Origin of the sequence: Chryseobacterium gilvum, assembly GCF_025628965.1 — a bacterium.
GTDB lineage: Bacteria > Bacteroidota > Bacteroidia > Flavobacteriales > Weeksellaceae > Chryseobacterium > Chryseobacterium gilvum.
Genome location: NZ_JAOTEN010000006.1, coordinates 1 through 23,835 on the forward strand (window position 1 = coordinate 1; position 23,835 = coordinate 23,835).

Genomic DNA, 23,835 nt, shown 5'->3' on the forward strand with positions numbered 1-23,835 from the left:
CCCATTCCGAACACAGAAGTTAAGCCCACCAGCGCCGATGGTACTGCGAAAGCGGGAGAGTAGGTCGCCGCCAGTCTTTTTTAAAAGCTCATCAATATCAATTGATGAGCTTTTTCGTTTATAATATATTCCAATAATATTATTTATAACATTCTTTATCATTTCATTTTCAACAGAATCAGCTGAATATTTCTTATTTTTAATAAAAAATTATATGAGTCTATATACACAGCCCATGTTGCGTGAAGATGCCCTAAAAGATAAAGTTGCCATCGTTACCGGTGGGGGAAGTGGTCTTGGAAAAGCAATGACCAAATATTTTTTACAATTAGGCGCAAAAGTAGTCATTACTTCCAGAAATTTAGAAAAATTGCAGACCACTGCAAAAGAATTGGAAGAGGAAACTGGTGGAAAAGTACTATGTATTGCTTGTGATGTGAGAAATTGGGAGGAAGTAGAAGCAATGAAAGAAGCAACATTAAAAGAGTTTGGTAAAATTGATATTCTTCTGAACAATGCAGCCGGAAATTTTATTTCTCCTACCGAAAGATTAACACATTCGGCTTTTGACTCTATTTTAGATATTGTTTTAAAAGGGACAAAAAATTGTACACTTTCCATAGGAAAACACTGGATTGATTCAAAAAGTCCAGGGACAGTTCTAAATATCGTTACTACTTATGCGTGGACCGGTTCTGCATATGTAGTTCCTTCAGCATGCGCGAAAGCAGGAGTTTTGGCTATGACCCGATCTTTAGCGGTCGAATGGGCAAAATATGGAATACGATTTAATGCAATCGCTCCCGGTCCTTTTCCTACAAAAGGAGCTTGGGATAGATTACTTCCGGGGGATTTGCAGGAGAAATTTGATATGAGAAAAAAAGTTCCTTTGAGAAGAGTCGGTGAGCATCAGGAATTGGCAAATCTAGCCGCATATTTAGTGTCAGATTATTCGGCATATATGAATGGTGAAGTAGTCACTATTGACGGTGGAGAATGGCTTCAGGGAGCAGGTGAATTCAATATGTTGGAAGATGTACCACAAGAAATGTGGGATATGCTTGAAGCAATGATTAAAGCAAAAAAATCAAACTAAGTCAACTCTTTTAATCTTTTATGATTATAATAATTAATATCTTTATTCAGAATTATAATAAAGTAGTTGAATGAAATTAATAACTGCAGTTCTTTTAGTTATAACTTCTCTGCATATTGCCGCTCAGGAATTATACATGCCGAGAAATATCAAGAAAGCGTACGACAACGGAACGCGCAATATTTCCGGTGCTCCGGGTAAAAATTACTGGCAAAATAAAGGCATTTACAATATTCATATAAAAGTAAATGCTGAAACTAAAACAGTTTCAGGCGAAGAGACAATCACATACACCAACAACAGTCCGGATGATTTATCCGGATTAGCGATAAGGTTTGTTAATAATCTTCACAAACCACAGTCTCCAAGATCAGGTTTTGTTGATAAGGATTTTTTGTCTTCCGGCCTTAGGATTTTATCTTTTTCCGTCAATGGTGAGCAATATAAAATCGATAGTGAAAATTGGGGAACGGTAGAATGGGTTAAACTGAATAATGTGTTACGTTCTCAATCTAAAAGTGAAATTAAAATCCAGTGGGAATATCCTTTATCAGTGCAAAGCGGAAGAGAGGGCCAAATTGATCCTGAAACTTTTTATGTTGCCTATTCTTACCCAAGAATTTCTGTCTATGATGATTACAACGGTTGGGACCTTCTTCCTCATTCCGATAGGCAGGAATTTTATAATGATTTTAATGATTACTCTTTTGAAATTACAGCTCCGAAAAACTATGTAGTCTGGGCAACAGGAACTTTTTTAAATCCTGACGAAGTGCTTCAGCCTGAATATGTAAAAAGATTTAAAAATTCTTTGAAAAGTGATCAGGTTATCCATATTGCGAATGAAGCGGAAATGAAGTTAGGGAAGGTTACTCTTCAAAAAGATTGGAATATATGGAAATTTAAAGCAGACCATATCACAGATTTCTGTTTTGCATTAAGCAATCATTATGTTTGGGACGGAGCCAGCGTTCAGCTGAAAACGAAAAGAGCCGGTGTTCAGGCAGGTTATAAAGCAGATGCGAACGATTTTGAACATTATGTGGAATGGATGCGCTATAATCTTGACTGGTTTTCGAAAAAATGGCCCGGTGTAGAATATCCTTATTCTACAATGACTGCGATACAGGGATATGCCGATATGGAATATCCTATGATGATCAACGACACGAGCATTCCAGATGATTTACAGGATGCTAGATTAACTGCGGATCATGAGATTGCCCATACGTATTTTCCATTTTATATGGGAATTAACGAAACAAGGTATGCTTTTATGGATGAAGGTTGGGCAACCACTTTAGAATATCTGATCGGAATTGATGAAAACGGGGAAGATGCGGCAAAAAAGTTTTATCAGAACTTTCGGGTAAAACGGTGGATTAATGACCCTTCAGCTGAACAGGATCAGCCGATCATTACCATGAGTACCCAAGTGAGCGGAGCCGGTTACGGAAATAATTCGTATGTAAAATCTTCATTGTCTTATTTAGCATTAAAAGATTATTTAGGAGATGAACTCTTCAAAAAAGCGCTTCATCATTATATGGATCACTGGAATGGAAAACATCCGATTCCGTGGGATTATTTCTATTCTATGAATACAGGGTCAGGAAAAAATCTGAATTGGTTTTTTAACAATTGGTTTTATACCAATTATTATATTGACCTTAAAATCAAAGATATTGTTAATAAAAACAGTAATCTGACCGTTACAATAGATAACATAGGAGGTTTTGCGATTCCTTTTGATGTGGTGATCACTTACGATGATGATTCAGTTGAGAAAAAACATTATACACCTGCATTATGGGAAAAAAATCAAAAGCAGATTGTAATTTCTCTTCCTGCGAAGAAAAAAGTGAAGTCTGTACTATTAGACGGCGGCCTTTTTATGGATTATACCCCTGAAGACAATTTGAAATCTTTCTAAAATACAAATACCATTTCACATCAGAAAAAGTATTTATAATTTTCAGTGTACGTTTTTATGATTCGGCGAAACCATTTTTAATGGCAAAAACAGCCAAACCTACTCTTGTCTTCAGGTCTAATTTTTCGCAGAGCTGATCTCGGTAGCTTTCTATCGTTCTCGGGCTGCAGCACATGATTTCGGCAATTTCTTTATAGCTCAGTTCTGTAACGGTATATTTTAAAAATTCTTTTTCGCGCGTGGATATTTTTACTGCTTTTTGGGAATCATCGTTATTAAAGCTCGAATAGATTATTTTTGATGCCCATTCTGGGTAAAAAAAGCCATCTGTATTTAATTTTGTAAGTGCATCTTCAAGGTCTTTCGGATGTGTATTTTTTAAAAGGTACCCTTTTGCTCCGTTTTTGATCATTTTAATAACACTTTTCTCATCACTCTGCATGCTGAGTGCCATTACTTTTATTTCGGGATGATGTTTTTTGAGCCAGATTACTGTTTCAAAACCATCCATAATTGGCATACTGATGTCTAAGAGAATGATATCAGGAATTTTATGATCTTCAAATTTCTGAATCATGTCTTTACCGTTTTCGGCAACATAAATGACTTCAAATTCTTTAAAATTATCAATGATCCCTTCAAGAGCTTTTGCGATGAGAACATGATCATCTACGATTACAATAGTCTTTTTCATGGCTGTTTCTTTAAAATAATACGTATGGTGGTTCCTATGTCTTTGGTGCTTTCAAGATGATATTGCGCACCAATGATTTCCGCTCTGTTTTTCATATTCGTAAGACCAATACCGTTAGAAGTGATGTGAGACTGATCAAACCCAACTCCGTCATCGTTGATTTTGAGCTCCCACAAATTTTCTTCAGAAGTATTAAGGCTGATATAAATATTTTCGCATTTAGCATGTTTTATACTGTTCTGAATAAATTCCTGTGTGATTCTTAACAGTACATTTTTATGTACAAAATCAAGGTCAAGCTGCTCAAAATTATGCTGAAAGCTGATCTGACATCTTTTAAACGCGTTCGCTTTGTCTACTTCTTCCTGGATTAAAGTTACGATTTCCTTTTGATTGATATTATCATCCGTTAAGGTTTTTGAAAGGCTTCTTAAATCCTGCAGCGACTGATTGATGATCTGGGAAACCTGCTCGATTCTTTCACTCACTTCCGGAACCCTGTTTTCATAAAGCAGCTGTTGGGTATAAAGGCTCACCAAAGTGAGTTTTTGGCCGATATTATCGTGCAGCTCACGCCCGATCTGCTGCATCGTTGCCTGCTGAATTTCAAGCTGGGTAGCCAATAATTCTTTTTGATGGATTTCGTTTTTGATCTGTATTTCATTAAGATATTCTCGCTTTCGCAATCTGTATTTCCTGATGTAGATCGATACCGCAACGATAAACATTACAAAAAATAAGTTGAATAAAATAATCGTTAATAAGAGTTCTGTTTTCCCCATACAAAAGAAATTGAGAATAGTAAATACATGATAATATCAGAAATTAAATTGTAACTGTAATATATATCCCAGATTTGTCTATGTTCATAAAAAATAAGCGCATAAAACGTCCAGAATGGTAAAGTCCCGATATAAAATAATGTTACCCCCAAATTTATGTAAAACATTCTGTTTTTCTGGAAATTGATAATATCATCAGAATTAATTTGTTTATAATATTCTAAAATCACCAAAATCATAAGAAGAAGGCACCCGAATGTATAATTGAAGGAGTAAATAACGTTGCTGCCTTTAAAATACAATTCACTGGGTATGAATGAGATCAGATACAAAACAGAAAGAATCCAAAACAGAGTTTTACTTTTAAGTGATTTAATTCCATACAGCCAGAAGAAAAAAATGAATTGAAAGGGAATGACAATGTTGTTATAGTATTTTATTTTTGAATACAGCTCAAAATTGCCATATCTACCTAAAGATTCAAATAAAAAAATAGCAGCAAGATAGAATACAAAATATTTCCAATAGGTTTTTTTTACAGATTTAAAATAGATGATGGCAGCCAAGGCACAAAAACCTTCTGTAAAATACAGGGCCTCATCTAAAATACTTTGTAATATCTGCATATATTAAAATTAGTAGGTTTCAACAATAGGATTTGCCGGTGGTATAAGACTGCCGTGGTTAAGCGCCATGGTTTCAACTGCTGAAGCTGTACTTGCAGAATGGCCTCCCTGTCTTTGAGAAAATGTGGTTTCATCCAGAGGATTAAAGTCGTAATCGTACACATTCTCTTTATCATCTGCCATTTTAAGTGTAGGGATCATAATCAGCGTTTGTTTCCCGGCATAATCATCAGTGAGAGGGTTATTTAAGAAAAAATCAGGATCCTGTGTTTTCATATCGGTCCATTCCTGACCTTGAGGATAGGCTGCGAAATATAGTCTGATCCCTAAATCATGTTCTGTAATCTCAGAATTTATATTGCTGCTTTCAGACTCTATTCTGGAAATGAAGTTTTTCAGGGTAGGCAAATCAAACCAGACAGAATGGGCATCTGTGATCCCCATATTTTGACTGATCGCATTTAATTGGTTTTCCCGGTAATTTTTTATCAGGGCATGTATAGTTTTGGAATTCATATTGCTTACTTTATAATATTTATCATAAAGATAGTTATTATTTACAAAAATGATAAAATTTACCAATAAAAACATAGGGGATTTTCCCATTGTAATCAGGGTTTTCACGGTATATTATGTTAATAAAAATATAAATTTAAAATACCCATTTTAACATTATTAATTAGAATAGAAGTATATTTGTAAATAAAAATCAAGAGAAATAATGAAAGCAAAATTTTTTAGTTTATTAAGCTTTCTGATGATATTTTTATCCTTTCAATCATGTATTACAGATCAGGAAAATACATTGAAGGATAAAACTCAGAATAGCAGTGATAAGAACCATACGATAAGCGCAAAAGATGCGCAGATCTTCGAAGATGAATATCTGGCTCACAATTATAGAATCTTATCCGATTCAAGATCGGCTAGAGGCTTATCGTCACAAGAATCAAGACAGGTTATTTATCCGATTGAGGTTCTTGAAGATTACGTACACTTCATCAAGCAAAGGGCTGGTGAAAATGCAATGATTGAAATTAATCTGGGACAATATCCTGAAGGGCATCTCATTGATGATCGTCAAAATGAAGAATATGAAGGGTATCAAACTGTTTTTCTGAATGCACATAAAGGTACGGAAGAAGGCGATTCTACAGCGGTTGAAATGATTCCTGCGCTTAATCACGGAAGCCTTATTCCGCCATCTATTATCATTTCTGATGATCCGGGCGACGCAGGAGAAAGTTTTGAAGGGTATCTGATTACCTCTCCTGCTGCAAAAATGCTGTATGACACGTACACGAATACCAATGAAAAAATTCTGAATGAAAACGGTGTAGAGGTACAAAGAACCTATTTGTATAGTATACAAGCTCTGGAATCTTATTTTGCTTATGTGAGAAGCGAAGCAAGAAGAACAGGAAATGAAAACGTGAATGTAATCATTAATATTGGTCAGGATCCTGTAAGTACAGCAACAGCCGGTAAGAATGTACAGCACGGAAATCAGCGTATCTATTTTACGGCAGCTCCCAAAAATTTTGATGTAACCAGTAAGAAAGTAAATCCTCTTAAAAATTTGGATGTATTGGTAAGTCATTAAGAATACTCGTCATATCAACAAAAATAAGTGCTGAAGAAAATTTCTCTTCAGCACTTATTACAAAATAATATATGAAAAAACTATTTATTTTTCTGTAGGCCGGAAAACCAAACCTGTTTCTTCGAAATAATCCAGCGTAATTCTGTCACCGTCATTTACGGTTCCTGCCAAAATCTCCCGAGATAATTTATTAAGAACTTCCTGTTGGATCACTCTCTTCAAAGGTCTTGCCCCAAAAGCCGGATCATAGCCTTTGTTCATCAGGTAATCCAAAGCGTCCTGAGTCGCGGTCATGATGATATTGCGCTTGCTTAATAAATCATTAAATCCTCTCAACTGATACTGAACGATTTTTCCGATTTCTTTTTTTCTTAAAGGCTGGAACAATACCGTTTCATCAATTCTGTTCAGGAATTCCGGACGTAAAGTCTGTTTCAGCAGATCAAAAACCTCAATTTTAGTTTTTTCCACAATCTCATCCTGGTTTTCTTCGGTGATGTTTTCAAAATTCTCCTGAATGATATGCGAACCTAAATTCGAAGTCATAATGATAATCGAGTTTTTAAAATTCACGACTCTGCCTTTATTATCGGTCAAACGACCGTCATCTAGAACCTGCAACAATGTGTTGAAAACATCAGGATGCGCTTTTTCAATCTCATCTAAAAGCACCACAGAATAAGGTCTTCTTCTCACCGCTTCCGTCAACTGGCCACCTTCATCATAGCCTACATATCCAGGAGGAGCACCCACCAATCTGGAAACCGAATGACGCTCCTGATATTCACTCATATCGATTCTCGTCATATTGTTTTCATCATCAAATAAAAATTCGGCCAGTGCTTTGGCAAGCTCAGTTTTACCAACTCCGGTTGTTCCTAAGAATAAAAATGAACCGATCGGTTTTTTCTCGTCGCTCAATCCCGCCCTGTTTCTTCTGATCGCATCGGCAACTGCCTGAATCGCTTCATCTTGCCCTACAACTCTGTGATGAAGTTCGGTTTCGAGATGTAATAATTTTTGTCTTTCGGATTGCAGAAGTTTTGTAACGGGAATTCCGGTCCATTTTGCAATTACTTCAGAGATATTTTCAGCAGTTACTTCTTCTTTAATCAATTCATTCTGATGATTTTGCATCTCCAGTTCAAGTTTTTGCAAAGCATCTTCCTTCTCTTTTATTTTCCCGTACTGTATTTCAGCCACTTTTGCATAATCTCCTGCTCTTGAAGCTCGTTCTGCTTCCAGTTTCAGAGATTCGATATCTTTTTTGATGGATGTTAAATCCTCAGATTTTTGTTTTTCTTTAAGCCATTTTGCATTAATTTCATTTCTTTCTTCAGAAATTTTCGAGATATCTTCTTTTAAATGGTCTATTTTTGTCTGGTTGCCTTCTCTTGAAATGGCCGCCAATTCAATTTCCATCTGCATCAGTTTCCGGTCGAGAACATCCAGTTCTTCAGGTTTTGAATTGATTTCCATTCTTAATTTAGCCGAAGCTTCATCAATCAGGTCAATTGCTTTATCCGGTAAAAAACGGTCTGAAATATACCGCTGAGACATTTCCACCGCGGCGATGATCGCTTCGTCTTTGATTCTTACTTTATGATGCGCTTCGTATTTATCTTTAATTCCACGAAGGATGGAGATCGCCGATTCTGTATCCGGCTCTTCCACCATTACTTTCTGGAAACGTCTTTCAAGCGCTTTGTCTTTTTCAAAATATTTTTGATATTCATTCAAAGTGGTCGCACCGATCGCTCTTAATTCTCCTCGTGCCAAAGCGGGTTTTAGAATATTTGCAGCATCCATCGCGCCTTCGCCGCCTCCTGCTCCTACCAAAGTGTGGATTTCGTCAATGAAAAGAATAATTTGGCCATTCGATTTTGTCACTTCATTGATTACAGATTTCAAACGTTCTTCAAATTCCCCCTTGTACTTTGCACCGGCAATCAAGGCTCCCATATCCAATGAATACAAAGTTTTATCCATCAGGTTTTCAGGAATATCTCCACTGATAATTCTGTGGGCAATTCCTTCTGCGATAGCAGTTTTACCCACTCCGGGTTCACCAATTAGGATGGGATTGTTTTTGGTTCTTCTTGAAAGAATCTGTAACACTCTTCTTATTTCTTCATCACGCCCGATTACAGGGTCTAATTTCCCTTCTGCTGCTAATTCATTAAAGTTTTTAGCATATTTTTTTAAAGATTGATACGTTTCTTCTGAGCTTGCAGAATTCGCAGTACTTCCTTTTCTCAATTCCTTAATTCCGCCTTCCAGAAGACTTTTGGTAACACCCATATCTTTCAGCATCTTGGAAACTTCTGAACTGGTTTCTAATAATGAAAGCCATAAATGTTCGATGGTGACAAATTCATCACCCATTTTTTTTGCGATGTTGGGCGCGTCAAGCAAGACTTTGTTTGCCGTTTGAGAAAGATAAATATTTCCTCCCTGCACTTTAGGAAGTTTTTGTAGATTTTCACGGTTTCGCTCTCTTACCAGATTGGCGTCTGCTTCAGATTTTTTTAACAAGAAAGGCGATATATTTTCATCTACCTGAAAAATTCCTTCCAGAAGATGTTGGGGTTCAATTTGCTGATTGCCAAATTCCATCGCTACTTGCTGTGCAGCCTGTATAGCTTCCTGCGATTTTACGGTATATTGGTTTAAATTCATATTTATATTTTTATTTCGTTACTCTTTTACAGTTTAAAAAACATTAAGAAACTAAATTTTAAGGCTTAATTTCTTAATGCATGATCAATCATTTAATTCTGATATCTACATCGCAAAAATTATTCTATTGTCGAATTTTTAAAAATTAAGGACAAATTTTCCGAATTTTATATTTTAAATTCTTTTTTGACGACAAATTTTCCGAAAATAAAAAAATATGCAATAAAAATATTCCATTTTGACTGTTTCGGTATTTACAAATTTTTCATTTAATCATTTCCATAGAATAATTACTTTTGTACTTGCATAATGGTACTTAAAGATAAACAAAATAAAATATTAGAAGCGGCTGTAGAACTTTTTAAAGAAAAAGGATACATGGGCAGCTCGGTAAGAGATTTGGCGACCAGGCTTAATATTAAAGCGGCGTCACTCTATGCACATATCCGTTCAAAGGAAGAAATTCTGGAATGGATCTGTTTCGGAATCGCGCATGAATTTTTTGCTGAACTTCAAAAAGTGAAAAGTACAAATATTTCTCCCAGAGAAAAATTAAATCTGTTTATTGATAAGCATTTATCCATAGTACTTAAAAATCGTGATGTCACGCATATTTATTCTAATGAATGGAGACATCTTGATGTCAAGCTTCCCGAATTTATAGAATTAAGGAAAAAATATCAGCAGGAAGTGGAACAATTGATTTCTGAGATCTATCAGGCTGAAAACTGGGAATTGAAATCATCTGCATTTACCACAAGATTTATTCTCCATACGTTAAATAACTCCTATTTCTGGTTCAAAAGAAATGTAGAGTCTACAACAGATATTACCGACGAAATCAGGGATAAAATCCTTTTCGGGCTTATAGGAAACCATCAGAAAAGTCCGGATAAATAAATTTGGTGGTGATGAAAATTCTTTTTAAATTTACAACCTAACAAATGTTAGTTAGTTTTATATAACATCATTAAAAATGAATTCATTTTATAAATTAAAAACAGTCAGAGTTCAGAAAGATACCAACGATGCGGTAAACGTAGCGGTTGAAATTCCTGAAGAGCTGAAAGATAAATTCAGGTTCAAACAAGGGCAGTATCTTAACTTCCGGATGATGATCAACGGAAATGAAGAACGACGTTCTTATTCAATCTGCAACGCGCCCAGTGAAAAAAGCAACACACTGGAAGTATTGGTAAAATTATTAGAAAACGGTAAAGTTTCAGGATATTTCAACGAACATCTTCATATGGATGAGATGCTTGAAGTAATGCCTCCAATGGGTGGTTTTAATACATCTTATCATCCTACAAACGTAAAAACATACATTGGTTTGGCGGCAGGAAGCGGAATTTCTCCGGTATTGTCCAATATTAAAGAAAGTCTTTACCAGGAGCCGAATTCCAATGCGTATCTGTTCTACAGCAACCGAAGCATGAATCATGTGATGAAGAAAGCTGAAATCGATAAGTTGGTAGAAACTTTTAACGGACGACTGAAAGTTGTTTATTTAGTAAGCCGTGAGCAGCATGAAGATCCTATTTTTGAAGGAAGAATTTCTCCTGAAAAATTAGATCAGTTGTTTGAAAGGTATGCAGATATCGATGTAAAAGAATCTACATTCTTTATTTGTGGTCCTTCAGAAATGATCAAGGGAATTGCCGATTATTTAAAGAAAGAGAAAAAAGTACCTGCCATTCAGGTTTTATTTGAATATTTTACGGCTCCCGATGAAGAGAATTCTGAGGAAATGAGCGATGAATTCAAGGCAATTGCCAATATAGAAAGTATGGTAACAGTCATTATCGATGATGATGAATATTCGTTTCACCTTAATTCTAAAAAAGAGAGTATCTTAGATAAAGCATTGAAAGACAATCTTCCTGTGCCTTTTGCATGTAAAGGAGGAGTATGCTGTACGTGTAAAGCGGAAGTTTTGGAAGGAGAAGTTTTCATGGAGAAAAACTACGCGCTTACCGAAGACGAAGTAGCCAGAGGTTTTGTTCTGACTTGCCAGTGTCACCCGACGACGAATGTGGTGATGCTTAATTATGACGTTTAAATTGTATTAATGACTAATGTAAGATGTATTTATAAATACACTAATACTTTTTACATTTTACAAAAACAAAAGAAATGGACTTAGAAAAATTTGTACAATACGTACACGACGAAAATAAAGTAGAACCAAAAGATGTAATGCCCGACGATTACAGAAAATTATTGGTTCGTCAGATTTCACAGCACGCCCATTCTGAGATTATCGGAATGTTGCCGGAAGCCAATTGGATTTCCAGAGCGCCTTCATTACGAAGAAAAATGGCTCTTTTGGCTAAAGTTCAGGATGAAGCTGGTCATGGTTTATACTTATATTCTGCCACTGAAACATTAGGGAACGGAACGATCAGAGCAGATAGAGACGCGACGTATGAAGATATGCTGGAAGGAAAAGCGAAATACTCAAGCATTTTCAATTACCCTACATTAAGCTGGGCAGATATCGGTGCGATCGGCTGGCTGGTTGACGGTGCAGCAATTATGAATCAGGTGATGTTGATGGGGAATTCTTATGGTCCTTACTCAAGAGCAATGGTAAAAATTTGTAAAGAAGAATCGTTTCACCAAAGACAGGGTTACGAGATTCTTATGGCACTTTGCCGTGGAACAAAACAGCAAAAAGAAATGGCTCAGGCTTCATTAGATCGTTTCTGGTGGCCGGCTTTAATGATGTTTGGCCCGAATGACGACAGTTCGCCAAACTCTAAAATCTCAATGAATTACCGGGTAAAAAGAGAAAGTAACGACAGTCTTCGTCAGAGATTTATCGATGTTACGGTTTCTCAGGCTGAATTCTTGGGATTAACTGTTCCGGATAAAGATTTGAAATGGAATGAAGAAAGACAGCATTATGATTTCGGGGAGCTTCCGTGGGATGAATTCATGACTATATTAAAAGGAAATGGCCCATGCAATAAGAAAAGATTACAAACCAAAGTGAAAGCGCAGCAGGAAAACCTTTGGGTAAAAGAAGCGGCAAAAGCTTTTGCAGAGAAACAACGAAAAGAAGTAATATAATATTTAATTTAAACCACTAAGATTTTGTTTAGAAGTTAAGTTTAATTAAGATAAATCATTCTGATTTTAAATCTAAAAACGAAGCTAAACTTAAATATTCTTAACGACTTAATTGTCCTTATGGTTCAGGAATTAAAATTCAAAAATAATTCAAAACTTAGAATTTAAAATTTGACTATGGCAAATTTAGATATGTGGGAAGTGTTTATTCAGACTAAACCGGGATTATCTCACAAACACGTTGGAATTGTACAGGCACCAACAGCAGAAATGGCATTGCAGAATGCAAGAGACGTGTATACAAGAAGAAAAGAAGGAACTTCAGTTTGGGTAGTTCCAAGTAAATATATTGTGACTTCGGAAGGGATTGATAAAGAAGCATTCTTCGATCCTGCTGATGACAAATTATACCGTCATCCAACCTTTTACGATATTCCTAACGATGTAAAAAACATGTAATGAACGCGTTATATAATTATTTATTAAAATTAGCAGACGACAGTTTCATCATGGGGCAGCGTCTGTCTGCGTGGTGCGGTGAAGGCCCTTATTTGGAGGAAGATATCGCCTTGACGAATATTGCATTGGACGAGCTGGGACAAGCCAATAACTTCTACGTTTATGCCTCAAGAGTTGCCGATAACGGAAAAAGTGAGGATGATTTGGCATTTTTAAGATACGAACATGAATATCTGAATGCTCATTTAACCGAGCTTCCGAATGAAGATTATGCACAGACCATTCTTAAAGTATATGTTTTTTCTGTCTATCAGAAACTCATGTATGCTGCGCTGTCAAACTCTGCTGATGAAGAACTTTCTGCCATCGCTCAGAAATCGTTGAAGGAGGTAAGGTATCATTATACCCACGCTGCTTCCTGGATGAAAATTTTCGCGCAGGGAACAGAAGAAAGTAGAATGCGTCTGGATAGAGCCATCGAAAATATCTGGGAATATACCCAAGGTTTATTTGCAAAAGTAGAAGGAGAAGATGATTTGATTGCTTTAAATATCACTCCGAATGTGGATGCCCTTTATGAAGATTTTCTTTCAATTACAGAAAAAGATTTTCAGGATTTCGGGTTAGAATATCCAAAAGATCATTTTATGCAGCCAAAATCCAGAACAGGGTATCACACAGAATATTTCGGGTTCATGCTTTGCGAATTACAGTATATGCAGAGAGCGTATCCGGGTTGTACATGGTAAAAATACCAACCTAACAGATTTAAAAGTAATTTATGAATGGCTATATCAAAAGAGATTAGAGAGGGTCTAAATATAATTCTTAATGAAGCATCAATCATAAATATTGAATTTAATGAAATCGAAAATTATATATTCTGCAAATTCGAACTTTTAAGAGAAAAAGACAATAAACCTCCAAATATTGTAAATTTTAAATTTGAAAATATTTTTAGATTTGTTGCGAAATATTCTGAGAAAGTAGAAGATATTATCAAGGTAAAAAAAATTAATCCAAATGAAATTTCATATTACGTTGAAAAATTTATCAATAAAGATATTTACGGATGGGATTTTATAAATATAGAAAAATCAAATTTTAATTTTGAGAATTCTAGCTTAGATTATATAACATCTGAGAGTTATGATGAGCAAGATTCGATTGAGTTATTTCAAGATGATTTTGATAAAAATATTGAAATAAAAATTTGGTTTGAAAAATTTGAAATTTTTAATGAATTGTATCAGAAAGTCAACATTGAGGATTTAATTTTAAGACAGAATAAAATTTGGGATTCTATTTTTTGAGTACCTTTTTAAATAAATAATCTTTTACAACAAGATTCTAATTTTATTACAGATTTTATAGGAATCTATAATAACTATACTATTTTTAAATTGATAAACTTGCTTGAATTAGTGCAAATTTATTTTTAATATAAACATTCAGATTAAAAAGATTGAAAAATCCTTTAGAAATATTAAAACAAGTTCCCGATCCGGAAATTCCGGTGATCGATATCGTGGAATTAGGCATTGTAAGAGAAGCGAGAGTTACCAGTGAAAATTCTTGCGAAGTAACAATCACGCCGACGTATTCTGCCTGTCCCGCTATGTTTACCATTGAGGAAGACATCATCAAGATCATGAAGGAAAACGGATGGGATGCGAAAGTAGTTACCAAAATGTTTCCGATCTGGACAACAGACTGGCTGACCGATGAAGCAAGAGAAAAACTCCGGGTTTACGGAATTTCACCTCCCGAAAAAGGAGCAGACGAACACCACATCGGTAAGCCGAAAAAATGTCCTCGCTGCGGGTCTATGAATTCAAAACAGATCAGCAGATTCGGGTCTACCTTATGTAAGGCTTCCTATCAATGCTTAGACTGTTTAGAGCCTTTTGATTATTTTAAATGCCATTAAAAAATGAACATTGATATGTTATTTAATATTGTTTAAATTAGAGCAATGTAATTTTTTAATTCTTTAATCATTTAATTTTAAAACCATGTACACACAACTCGATATTGAGACCCATTTTGACGGAAAACTGAAAATAGCGTACCTTAATCAGCCTGAAACAATGAATGCGCTCACCAAGCCTTCATTATCTGACCTGAAAGATTTCATACAAGAATGCAGCAATGACGAAACCGTAAGATGCGTTGCCATTTCAGGAAGAGGAAAAGCGTTTTGCTCCGGTCAAAACCTGGATGATGCTTTTGTACAGGGTGATGAACATCATGACAACGATATCATCAGAAGAATCGTAACTGATTATTATAATCCGCTGGTCATGGAAATTACCCATTGCAAAAAACCGGTAGTCGCTTTGGTAAATGGTCCTGCAGTAGGAGCTGGGGCAATGTTAGCATTAATTTGTGACTTCGTACTGGCCAATAATAAAGCCTATTTTTCTCAGGCATTCTCCAATATCGGTTTGATTCCGGATACGGGAGGAACATATTTCCTGCCAAAATTGCTGGGAAGACAACTGGCCAATTATTTAGCATTTACAGGGAAAAGATTACCCGCTGAAGAAGCAAAATCGTACGGTTTGGTAGCGGAAGTCTTTAACGAAGAAGAATTCACTTCAAAATCAATGGAAATTCTTGAAAAAGTATCCAATATGCCTACTGTCGGTCTAAAATTAACCAAAAAAGCTTTTGCCAGTTCTTACGATAATACTTTAAAAGAGCAATTACAGTTAGAAGGCGATTTACAGCAGGAAGCCGCTGAAACACAAGATTTTAAAGAAGGCGTAAGTGCTTTTTTACAGAAAAGAAAACCTGATTATAAAGGAAAATAACATCGTATTAAGATATTTATGTAAAATGTATTAAAGATTATTATGGATACGCTATCAACTAAAACTTAGAATTTCTTTTTATTTACATGAATACTTTTTACATAAATACATTTTACAAATAAATGAATATAGGAATTATCGGTGCCGGAACGATGGGAATCGGTATTGCGCAAGTAGCCGCAACCAACGGATGTAAAGTTTGGGTATATGATGCCAACGCAAAACAGGTAGAAACGGCAACCACTGGTTTGGAGAAAACATTGATCAAACTGGTGGATAAACAAAAAATTTCGGCAGAAAAAATGACTGAAATTTTAGCGAATATTTCCATCGCTACAGAATTGAAAGACTTCAAAGATTGTGAATTGATCATCGAAGCCATCATCGAAAACAAAGAAATCAAAACCAAAGTTTTCACAGAATTAGAGAAATACGTTTCAGAAAGCTGTGTGATTGGTTCCAATACATCATCCATTTCGATCACCTCTCTCGGTGCAGAATTACAGAAACCGGAGCGTTTCATTGGGATTCACTTCTTCAATCCGGCTCCATTAATGCCTTTGGTTGAGGTGATACCATCTTTACTTACAGAAAAATCTTTATCAGAAAAAATATACAGCCTCATGAAGGATTGGGGCAAAACGCCTGTGATTGCTAAAGACATTCCGGGATTTATTGTAAACAGAATTGCCCGTCCCTATTACGGTGAAGCATTAAGAATCGTTGAAGAAAATATTGCAACGGTAGAACAGGTGGATGAAGCCATGAAAACACTTGGAAACTTCAAAATGGGACCTTTTGAACTCATGGATCTCATTGGGGTCGATGTGAATTTCTCTGTAACGAAAACGGTTTACAACGAATATTTCTACGATCCGAAATACAAACCGTCTCTTCTTCAGCAAAGAATGTCGGAAGCCAAACTTCACGGCAGAAAAACCGGAAAAGGTTTCTACGATTATAGTGAAGAGGCTGTAAAACCGGTTGCCCAACAAGACGATTCTTTATATCAACAAATTTTCTTAAGAATCATTTCAATGCTGATTAACGAAGCTGTTGAAGCAAAACGATTAGGTATTGCAAATGACGAAGATTTAGAACTGGCCATGCAAAAAGGGGTAAATTATCCAAAAGGATTATTGGCTTGGGGAAAAGAGATAGGGTATTCTAAAATCTCAGAAACTCTTCAAAATCTTTACGATGAATATCAGGAAGAACGATACAGACAAAGCCCTATATTGCGCAAAATGTAAATGTAAATGCACAAAGTAACAATTACGGTCATGCTAAGCTTGTCGAAGCATCTTATGGGTAAAACATTACATTGGTAAATTAGAAAATTATGACACCGAGACAGGTAGCAGATTATATGTTCGATCAGGATGAGTTTTCCCAATGGATGAATATCAAAATGATTGACGTTAAAGAACATTACTGTTTGATAGAAATGCCGATCAAAAAAGAAATGATCAACGGGCTGAAAACAGTTCATGGCGGGATAACATTTGCCTTTGCAGATTCTGCGTTGGCATTTTCATCCAACAATTCCGGAGATGCGGCTGTTGCACTCAACTGCATCATTAATTTTACCAAAGCCGGAAAAGAAGGTGATATTTTCAGAGCAGAAAGCATTTTGGTAAATACGACCAGAAAAACAGCGATCTACGATATAAAAATTACCAATCAAAACGATGATTTGGTTGCAAAATTCGTCGGGACAGTCTATAAAATCGGAAAAAAAGTAACAGAATTATAAATAAGATAAAAGACATCAGATGTCAGATATTAGATTTAAAAATGTCTGTTATCTGAAATCTATTATCTAAAATCTAATAGAAATGAACAACGTATATATCATAGATTACATCAGAACTCCCATTTCAAAACTGCAGGGAGGTTTATCAGAAGTGAGAGCCGACGATTTGGCGGCAGTTGTCCTTAAAGAAATCGTTGCAAGAAACCCTGAAGTTCCTGTAGAGGAAATTGAGGACGTTATCTTCGGATGTGCAAACCAAGCGGGTGAAGACAACAGAAATGTGGCTAGAATGGGGCTTTTATTGGCCGGGCTTCCTTACAAAATTGGAGGTGAAACCGTAAACAGGCTGTGCGCTTCCGGAATGTCGGCGGTAGCAAACGCTTTCCGTTCGATTGCTTCGGGAGAAGGTGAAATTTACATTGCAGGTGGCGTAGAACACATGACACGTTCACCATATGTAATGTCAAAACCAAGTGCTGCTTTTGGAAGAGACAGCCAGATGTTTGATACCACTTTCGGATGGAGATTTGTGAATCCGAAAATGAAGGAAATGTATGGAGTCGACGGAATGGGCGATACTGCTGAAAACTTAGCAGATATGCATAACATCAGCCGTGAAGATCAGGATAAATTTGCACTCTGGTCCCAGCAAAAAGCAACCAAAGCCCAGGAAAGCGGAAGAATGGCGGAAGAAATTGTACAAGTTGAAATTCCACAGAAAAAAGGCGATCCGAAAATTTTCGATAAAGATGAATTTATCAAACCCACTTCTTCCATGGAAGGGCTTGGAAAACTTCGTCCGGCTTTCAGAAAAGAAGGCGGAACAGTAACGGCAGGAAATGCTTCCGGAATGAATGATGGCGCTGCAGCTCTTATTTTGGCAAGTGAAGACGCAGTAAAAAAATATGGTTTACAGCCAAAAGCTAAGATTTTAGGATCTTCCGTTGCCGGTGTTGAGCCGAGAATCATGGGAATCGGGCCTGTTGAAGCGACTCAGAAATTATTAAAAAGATTACATCTTTCATTAGATGATATGGATGTTATCGAATTGAACGAAGCTTTTGCCGCTCAGTCTTTAGCCGTAACAAGAAGTTTAGGCTTAAAAGATGACGATTCAAGAGTAAATCCTAACGGAGGAGCCATTGCCATCGGTCATCCACTCGGAGTTTCCGGAGCCAGAATCATCGGTTCTGCAGCTATTGAACTTCAAAAACAAAATAAAAAATATGCATTGTGTACCCTTTGTATCGGTGTCGGACAAGGCTATGCAATGGTTATTGAAAAAGTATAAAACAATTCGAAAATGGGCTAATTTGAGAATTTGAATGCATTCTCATTTTTCAATTTAATTTGTTAAATTAACGTTTAGTCTTTGCTGAGTGAAACGCCTTTGAGAACGGAAATATGCAGAAAAATTTTCAAAAAAACTTTGTGGACTTTGCGTTAAAAATAATCTTCAAATTAGCTCATTCTCAAATTTTCAAATTTAAATTATGAACATCTACTCATACCACGGAATTCGTCCCATCATCAAACCATCCGCTTACGTTCATCCGCAAGCGGTAATCATCGGAAATGTAGAAATTGGTGAAGAAGTTTATATCGGTCCGAACGCAGTCATCCGTGGTGACTGGGGTAAAATTATCATCAAAGACGGCGCAAATGTTCAGGAAAACTGTACCCTTCACGTTTTTCCGGGTATTGAGACGATCCTGGAAGAATCTGCACATATCGGTCACGGTGCGATCATTCATTCAGGACATATCGGAAAAAACTGTCTGGTTGGAATGAACGCGGTTGTAATGGATAAAGCCGTAATCGGTGATGAATGTATTATCGGTGCATTAGCTTTCGTTCCGGCAAATTTCAGATGTGATGCAAGAAAATTAATTGTGGGAAGTCCTGCAAAAATCATCCGTGATGTTTCTGATGAAATGATTAAATGGAAAACAGAAGGTACAAAACTGTATCAGGAACTGGCGAGAGAAGGAAAAGATGCAATTTTACCTTGCGAACCATTTACAGAATATGTTCAGCAAATTCCTACAAGGACTGTTGATTATAGTATTTGGGATGATGTGAAATAGTAATCCCTAATTAAACCTCATAGGTTTTGAAAACCTATGAGGTTTGAATATTAAAACACACAAATGAGAGAAATAAATGTCAAACACAGAAAATTTTGAATGTGAATATGTGTATCATATCTACACTCATGCAAATGGAAAAGATTTAATTTTCAGAGAAGAAGAAAATTATAAATATTTTTTAGAGAAGCTTACAAATTATATTATTCCAATAGCTGAAATATATGCATACTGTTTAATGCCAAATCATTTTCAATTATTGTTAAGATTTAAAAATCTGGATCAAATAGTAAGTGAGAACGAGCATAAATATTTAATGAAACAGTTTAGTAATCTATTGAATGGCTATGCAAAAGCTTATAATAAAAGATATCATCGAAAAGGTTCTCTGTTTCTTGATTATTTGAAAAGGAAGAGAGTAAATGATGAAAAGTATTTAAGGAAACTATTGCATTATATCCACAATAATCCTGTCAACCATGGATTTGTTGAAGATATTAATGATTGGAAATATTCATCTTATTACTCTTATATTAATTTGGCTAAAGAAAGCAAAATTGAAAGAGCTGAAATGATGCAGTATTTTGAAACAATAAAAGATTTTATAGAGTATCATAAATCAAATGTTGAATATGATTTTCTGACAATCGAATAAATATAGCTCAACAAACCTCATAGGTTTCTAAAACCTATGAGGTTTTGAAAAGTGATGAATAAGAATAAAAGAATGACTATAAAGCTTATTATTTTTTGCGGCATATTATTTACATTTCAGTCTTTGGTTTTTGCCCAGAAAGGAAATGCAAAACCGTTGACTATTGGGGAAATCAGGACATTAAAATCAGAAATTTTAAAAGAAGAAAGAACATTAAACATCTATCTTCCACAGAATTTCGACAAAACCAAATCGTATCCGGTCATTTATCTTTTGGATGGCAGCATAAATGAAGATTTTATCCATGTTGCAGGATTGGTGCAGTTTTTCAATCTAATGTATGCGATGCCGGAAACCATCGTTGTCGGAATCACTAATGTTGACAGGAAAAGAGATTTCACGTTTCATACAGATTTAAAAGATTTACAGAAAGACTATCCTACGACAGGACATTCGGATAAATTCATCGGTTTTCTTGAAAAAGAGTTAAAACCTTATATTGAAAGTCAGTTTAAAACGACTAACACTTACTTGTTTGGACAATCTCTAGGCGGACTTTTAGCAGCAGAAATTTTGCTAAAAAAACCTGAATTATTTAATAACTATTTCATCATAAGTCCGAGTCTGTGGTGGGATGACGAAAGTCTTCTGAAACAGGCAAATCAATTATTAGCTAAAATTCCTGATACCAGGAAATTTGTTTACATTTCGGTCGGAAAAGGCGAACATCCGGTGATGATTAAAGATGCCGAAAATTTATTCGATATTTTGAAAAAATCAAATAAAAAGAGCTGGACGATAGAATATAAAATGATGGAAACAGACAACCACGCAACGATTCTTCACAGAAGTTTATATGAGGGCTTGGTGAAATTGTTTCCGTATCAGGAACTGAAATAATATTTATAATGTAAAAATATGACAATTTGGAAATGTAACAATTACGCATTGTCATGCTGGAGCTTGCGAAGCATTTCATTAATAAACGGTTACAGTGACCATTGTTAAATAAAAATAAAATACCATATGGAAAAACTAAAAAACTATATCCACGGCGAATGGATTGAAGGCACCGGAAATGGAATTCCTTTATACAATGCAGTGACAGGGGAACAGGTTGCTGTTTCAGATACGGAAGGGCTTAATTTTGAACAGGCTCTTGATTACGGAAGAACGATAGGGTACAAAAACCTTTCATCCATGACCTTCTATGATCGTGGTGAGATGCTGAAAAAAGTAGCACTTTATCTGTTAGAAAGAAAGAAAAAGTATTACGAACTATCTTATAAAACAGGGGCAACCCATACAGATTCTTGGGTAGATATTGAAGGAGGTTTCGGTACATTTTTCACCTATTCAGGGTTGGCAAAAAGAATGCTTCCGAATACGCCATTTTGGGTAGATGGGGAAACTCAGAAAATTTCGGCCAACGGAACTTTCCTGGGAACGCACATTTTAACGCCAAGTGAAGGCGTTTCTGTACAAATCAATGCGTATAACTTTCCTGTTTGGGGAATGCTTGAAAAACTGTCGACTTCATTGTTGGCGGGTGTTCCTTCGATTGTAAAACCTTCGCCTTACGGTTCTTATCTTACGAACGCGGTTTTCCAGGATATGATTGAAAGCGGGATTCTTCCTGAAGGTGCTGTGCAATTAATATGCGGTGAGCCGGGAAATATTCTGGATTATGTAAAAGACGGAGATTCCGTATTATTTACAGGTTCTGCAACAACAGGCAGAAAATTAAAATCTTTACCTTCCGTTTCAGGCAATTCTGTTCGGTTTAATATGGAAGCGGATTCTCTGAACTGTTCAATTCTTGGTTTGGATGCAAAACCGGGAACTCCGGAATTTGATCTTTTTATCAAGGAAGTCCGAAATGAAATGACCACAAAAGCCGGGCAAAAATGTACGGCGATCAGAAGAATTATCGTTCCTGAAAATTTGGTTGGAGACGTACAGAATGCTTTGTCTAAAGCGTTGGATCAGACAAAAATCGGCAGTCCTTTAAGCAGGGAAACAAGAATGGGTTCTCTGGTGGGAAAACAGCAGTATGATGAGGTGCTTAGAAAAATAAATATTTTAAAAACGGAAAACGAGCTGATTTATGACGGAAAGCACGAATTGGTGGATGCCGATTATGAAAACGGCGCATTTATGTCACCAAAATTGTTTTTAAATGATGCTCCGTTTACTAAAAATATCTCTCATGATGTGGAAGCGTTCGGTCCGGTTTCTACATTAATGCCTTACAAAGATGCGGAAGAAGCGGCAGCGTTGGCAAAAAGAGGAAAAGGAAGTTTAGTAGGTTCCATTATTTCTCACGATGAAAAATTTGTAGCCGAAACTTCTTGGAAAATGGCTTCTCAGCATGGAAGAATTTTTGTGCTCAACAGAGACAATGCAAAAGAAAGCACCGGTCACGGTTCACCACTTCCGACCCTGATGCACGGCGGTCCCGGTAGAGCAGGAGGCGGTGAGGAAATGGGCGGTTTGAACGGACTTCACTTCTTCCTCCAAAAAACAGCCATTCAAGGTTCTCCTGATATTTTAACAGCAATTACAAAAGTTTATCAGCAGGGAGCAGAGAAAAAATATGCGGACAAACATCCTTTCCAGAAATATTTTGAAGAGGTTGAGGTTGGAGACTCATTGGAAACTGCAGGCAGAACGGTTACAGATGCAGATATCGTTAATTTCTCAAATGTTTCCTGGGATCATTTCTATGCACACACCGATGCAACGAGTTTAACGGGAACCATTTTTGACAAAACGGTTGCGCACGGATATTTCATTCTTTCTGCAGCAGCCGGATTGTTCGTGTCAGGTAAAAAAGGCCCGGTTATCGCAAATTACGGTCTGGAAAACTGTTCGTTCTTCAAGCCGGTCTATGCGGGAGACACGATGACGGTATATTTAACGGCAAAAGAGAAAATCAATCGCGGCGTAAAAGGCAGAAATATTCCTTCCGGTGTTGTGAAATGGCTGGTTGAAGTAGTTAATCAGAGAGATGAGATCGTTTGTGTGGCAACTATTTTAACGTTGGTCGCAAAAAAATCTCCTTTCATCGATTTAAAAGATGTTCAGAAGATCTTAAATGGATTAACAGAAAATACCCAGCCTCAATGGGGGAAAATGTCTCCTCAGCAAATGATCGAGCATTTGGAGCACGGTGTTTTGACCAGTTTGGGCGATCCGGAAGCAGACCAGTGTTTTACACCGGAAGAGCATATTGAGAAATATCAGGATTCCCTATATAATCACAGAAAAATGCCAAAAGACTTTATAGCTCCTTTTTTAAACGCTGATGGTTCTTTACCGGAATTAAAACACAAAAATCTTGATGCTGCAAAACAGTCTTTCACAGAACATTTAAAAAGATTTTCAATCTATTATAAAGAAAATCCGCAGGCTGAACATATGAATTTCGTTTTTGGAAAATTAAATAAAGAAATGTGGGAGTTATTGCACAAAAAGCATTTTACCCATCATTTTGAGCAGTTTGGATTGATTTAATTCAAAATAAATTATATAATTTTAAGGGGGCTTAAAAAGTACCTCTTTTAAATCTAAA

The 23,835-nt window shown here is 36.1% G+C and carries 23 protein-coding genes and 1 rRNA gene; 19 read left to right on the forward strand and 5 right to left on the reverse strand.

All coding sequences use genetic code 11. The features are described from left to right. From rrf to N0B16_RS13780, 3 genes are all read left to right on the forward strand, one after another. Positions 1-76 (forward strand): 5S ribosomal RNA (rrf, locus tag N0B16_RS13770); the annotation flags it as partial. Positions 77-214: 138 nt separating this feature from the next. Further along, positions 215-1,096 carry an SDR family oxidoreductase gene (locus N0B16_RS13775; protein ID WP_262991521.1) on the forward strand — a complete coding sequence of 294 codons (882 nt, stop codon included), beginning with the start codon at positions 215-217 and terminating at the stop codon, positions 1,094-1,096. 70 nt (positions 1,097-1,166) lie between these two features. Further along, positions 1,167-3,029: a M1 family metallopeptidase gene (locus N0B16_RS13780; RefSeq protein ID WP_262991522.1), complete on the forward strand. Its 1,863-nt coding sequence runs from the start codon at positions 1,167-1,169 to the stop codon at positions 3,027-3,029. Between the two features lie 55 nt (positions 3,030-3,084). Here N0B16_RS13780 and N0B16_RS13785 read toward each other — a convergent pair whose 3' ends face one another. The 4 genes from N0B16_RS13785 to N0B16_RS13800 are packed head-to-tail and all read right to left on the reverse strand — an operon-like array spanning position 3,085 to position 5,755. After that, positions 3,085-3,723 (reverse strand): response regulator transcription factor, encoded by a 639-nt coding sequence (locus N0B16_RS13785; protein WP_262991523.1) that lies wholly within the window; start codon positions 3,721-3,723, stop codon positions 3,085-3,087. Next, the gene (locus tag N0B16_RS13790) at positions 3,720-4,505 is read right to left on the reverse strand and encodes a sensor histidine kinase (RefSeq protein ID WP_262991524.1); all 786 of its coding nucleotides are present in this window, start codon (positions 4,503-4,505) and stop codon (positions 3,720-3,722) included. Before N0B16_RS13790 ends, N0B16_RS13785 begins: the two co-directional genes overlap by 4 nt. Further along, positions 4,481-5,131 carry a hypothetical protein gene (locus N0B16_RS13795; RefSeq protein ID WP_262991525.1) on the reverse strand — a complete coding sequence of 217 codons (651 nt, stop codon included), beginning with the start codon at positions 5,129-5,131 and terminating at the stop codon, positions 4,481-4,483. Before N0B16_RS13795 ends, N0B16_RS13790 begins: the two co-directional genes overlap by 25 nt. Before the next feature lie 9 nt (positions 5,132-5,140). Next, a complete protein-coding gene (locus N0B16_RS13800; protein WP_262991526.1) occupies positions 5,141-5,755 on the reverse strand; it encodes a hypothetical protein in 615 nt (204 codons plus the stop codon). A gap of 97 nt (positions 5,756-5,852) precedes the next feature. On the opposite strand from N0B16_RS13800, the gene N0B16_RS13805 reads away from it, so the two are divergent. Then, positions 5,853-6,734, forward strand: coding sequence for a hypothetical protein (locus N0B16_RS13805; protein ID WP_262991527.1), 882 nt, complete (start codon positions 5,853-5,855; stop codon positions 6,732-6,734). Between the two features lie 84 nt (positions 6,735-6,818). On the opposite strand, the gene clpB is transcribed toward N0B16_RS13805, so the two are convergent. Further along, the gene (clpB, locus tag N0B16_RS13810; protein WP_262991528.1) at positions 6,819-9,413 is read right to left on the reverse strand and encodes an ATP-dependent chaperone ClpB; all 2,595 of its coding nucleotides are present in this window, start codon (positions 9,411-9,413) and stop codon (positions 6,819-6,821) included. A gap of 309 nt (positions 9,414-9,722) precedes the next feature. Between clpB and N0B16_RS13815 the strand changes: the two genes are divergently transcribed. From N0B16_RS13815 to paaZ, 15 genes are all read left to right on the forward strand, one after another. Then, complete coding sequence (locus N0B16_RS13815) at positions 9,723-10,313, forward strand: TetR/AcrR family transcriptional regulator (RefSeq protein ID WP_262991529.1); 591 nt, start codon at positions 9,723-9,725, stop codon at positions 10,311-10,313. Between the two features lie 76 nt (positions 10,314-10,389). Continuing rightward, positions 10,390-11,475, forward strand: coding sequence for a 2Fe-2S iron-sulfur cluster-binding protein (locus N0B16_RS13820; RefSeq protein WP_262991530.1), 1,086 nt, complete (start codon positions 10,390-10,392; stop codon positions 11,473-11,475). A gap of 74 nt (positions 11,476-11,549) precedes the next feature. Next, positions 11,550-12,488, forward strand: coding sequence for a 1,2-phenylacetyl-CoA epoxidase subunit PaaA (gene paaA, locus N0B16_RS13825; RefSeq protein WP_262991531.1), 939 nt, complete (start codon positions 11,550-11,552; stop codon positions 12,486-12,488). Positions 12,489-12,665: 177 nt separating this feature from the next. Next, positions 12,666-12,947 (forward strand): 1,2-phenylacetyl-CoA epoxidase subunit PaaB, encoded by a 282-nt coding sequence (paaB, locus tag N0B16_RS13830; protein ID WP_034679196.1) that lies wholly within the window; start codon positions 12,666-12,668, stop codon positions 12,945-12,947. Then, a complete protein-coding gene (paaC, locus tag N0B16_RS13835) occupies positions 12,947-13,696 on the forward strand; it encodes a 1,2-phenylacetyl-CoA epoxidase subunit PaaC (protein ID WP_262991532.1) in 750 nt (249 codons plus the stop codon). Before paaB ends, paaC begins: the two co-directional genes overlap by 1 nt. Positions 13,697-13,732: 36 nt before the next feature. Further along, on the forward strand, positions 13,733-14,260 hold the full coding sequence (locus N0B16_RS13840) for a hypothetical protein (protein ID WP_262991533.1): 528 nt from the start codon (positions 13,733-13,735) through the stop codon (positions 14,258-14,260). 152 nt (positions 14,261-14,412) lie between these two features. Beyond that, positions 14,413-14,877: a 1,2-phenylacetyl-CoA epoxidase subunit PaaD gene (gene paaD / locus N0B16_RS13845; protein ID WP_262991534.1), complete on the forward strand. Its 465-nt coding sequence runs from the start codon at positions 14,413-14,415 to the stop codon at positions 14,875-14,877. Between the two features lie 85 nt (positions 14,878-14,962). Continuing rightward, positions 14,963-15,763, forward strand: coding sequence for an enoyl-CoA hydratase/isomerase family protein (locus N0B16_RS13850; RefSeq protein ID WP_262991535.1), 801 nt, complete (start codon positions 14,963-14,965; stop codon positions 15,761-15,763). A 122-nt stretch (positions 15,764-15,885) separates the two neighbouring features. Beyond that, on the forward strand, positions 15,886-17,016 hold the full coding sequence (locus N0B16_RS13855) for a 3-hydroxyacyl-CoA dehydrogenase NAD-binding domain-containing protein (protein WP_262991536.1): 1,131 nt from the start codon (positions 15,886-15,888) through the stop codon (positions 17,014-17,016). 89 nt (positions 17,017-17,105) lie between these two features. Then, the gene (locus tag N0B16_RS13860) at positions 17,106-17,519 is read left to right on the forward strand and encodes a PaaI family thioesterase (RefSeq protein ID WP_262991537.1); all 414 of its coding nucleotides are present in this window, start codon (positions 17,106-17,108) and stop codon (positions 17,517-17,519) included. Positions 17,520-17,601: 82 nt separating this feature from the next. Then, complete coding sequence (gene pcaF / locus N0B16_RS13865) at positions 17,602-18,810, forward strand: 3-oxoadipyl-CoA thiolase (RefSeq protein ID WP_262991538.1); 1,209 nt, start codon at positions 17,602-17,604, stop codon at positions 18,808-18,810. A 202-nt stretch (positions 18,811-19,012) separates the two neighbouring features. Then, positions 19,013-19,606, forward strand: coding sequence for an acyltransferase (locus N0B16_RS13870; protein WP_262991539.1), 594 nt, complete (start codon positions 19,013-19,015; stop codon positions 19,604-19,606). Between the two features lie 76 nt (positions 19,607-19,682). After that, positions 19,683-20,261 carry a transposase gene (locus N0B16_RS13875; RefSeq protein WP_262991540.1) on the forward strand — a complete coding sequence of 193 codons (579 nt, stop codon included), beginning with the start codon at positions 19,683-19,685 and terminating at the stop codon, positions 20,259-20,261. Positions 20,262-20,315: 54 nt separating this feature from the next. After that, the gene (locus tag N0B16_RS13880) at positions 20,316-21,161 is read left to right on the forward strand and encodes an alpha/beta hydrolase (RefSeq protein ID WP_262991541.1); all 846 of its coding nucleotides are present in this window, start codon (positions 20,316-20,318) and stop codon (positions 21,159-21,161) included. 126 nt (positions 21,162-21,287) lie between these two features. Next, positions 21,288-23,777, forward strand: a complete 2,490-nt coding sequence (gene paaZ / locus N0B16_RS13885) for a phenylacetic acid degradation bifunctional protein PaaZ (RefSeq protein ID WP_262991542.1) — start codon at positions 21,288-21,290, stop codon at positions 23,775-23,777. Positions 23,778-23,835 lie beyond the last annotated feature (58 nt).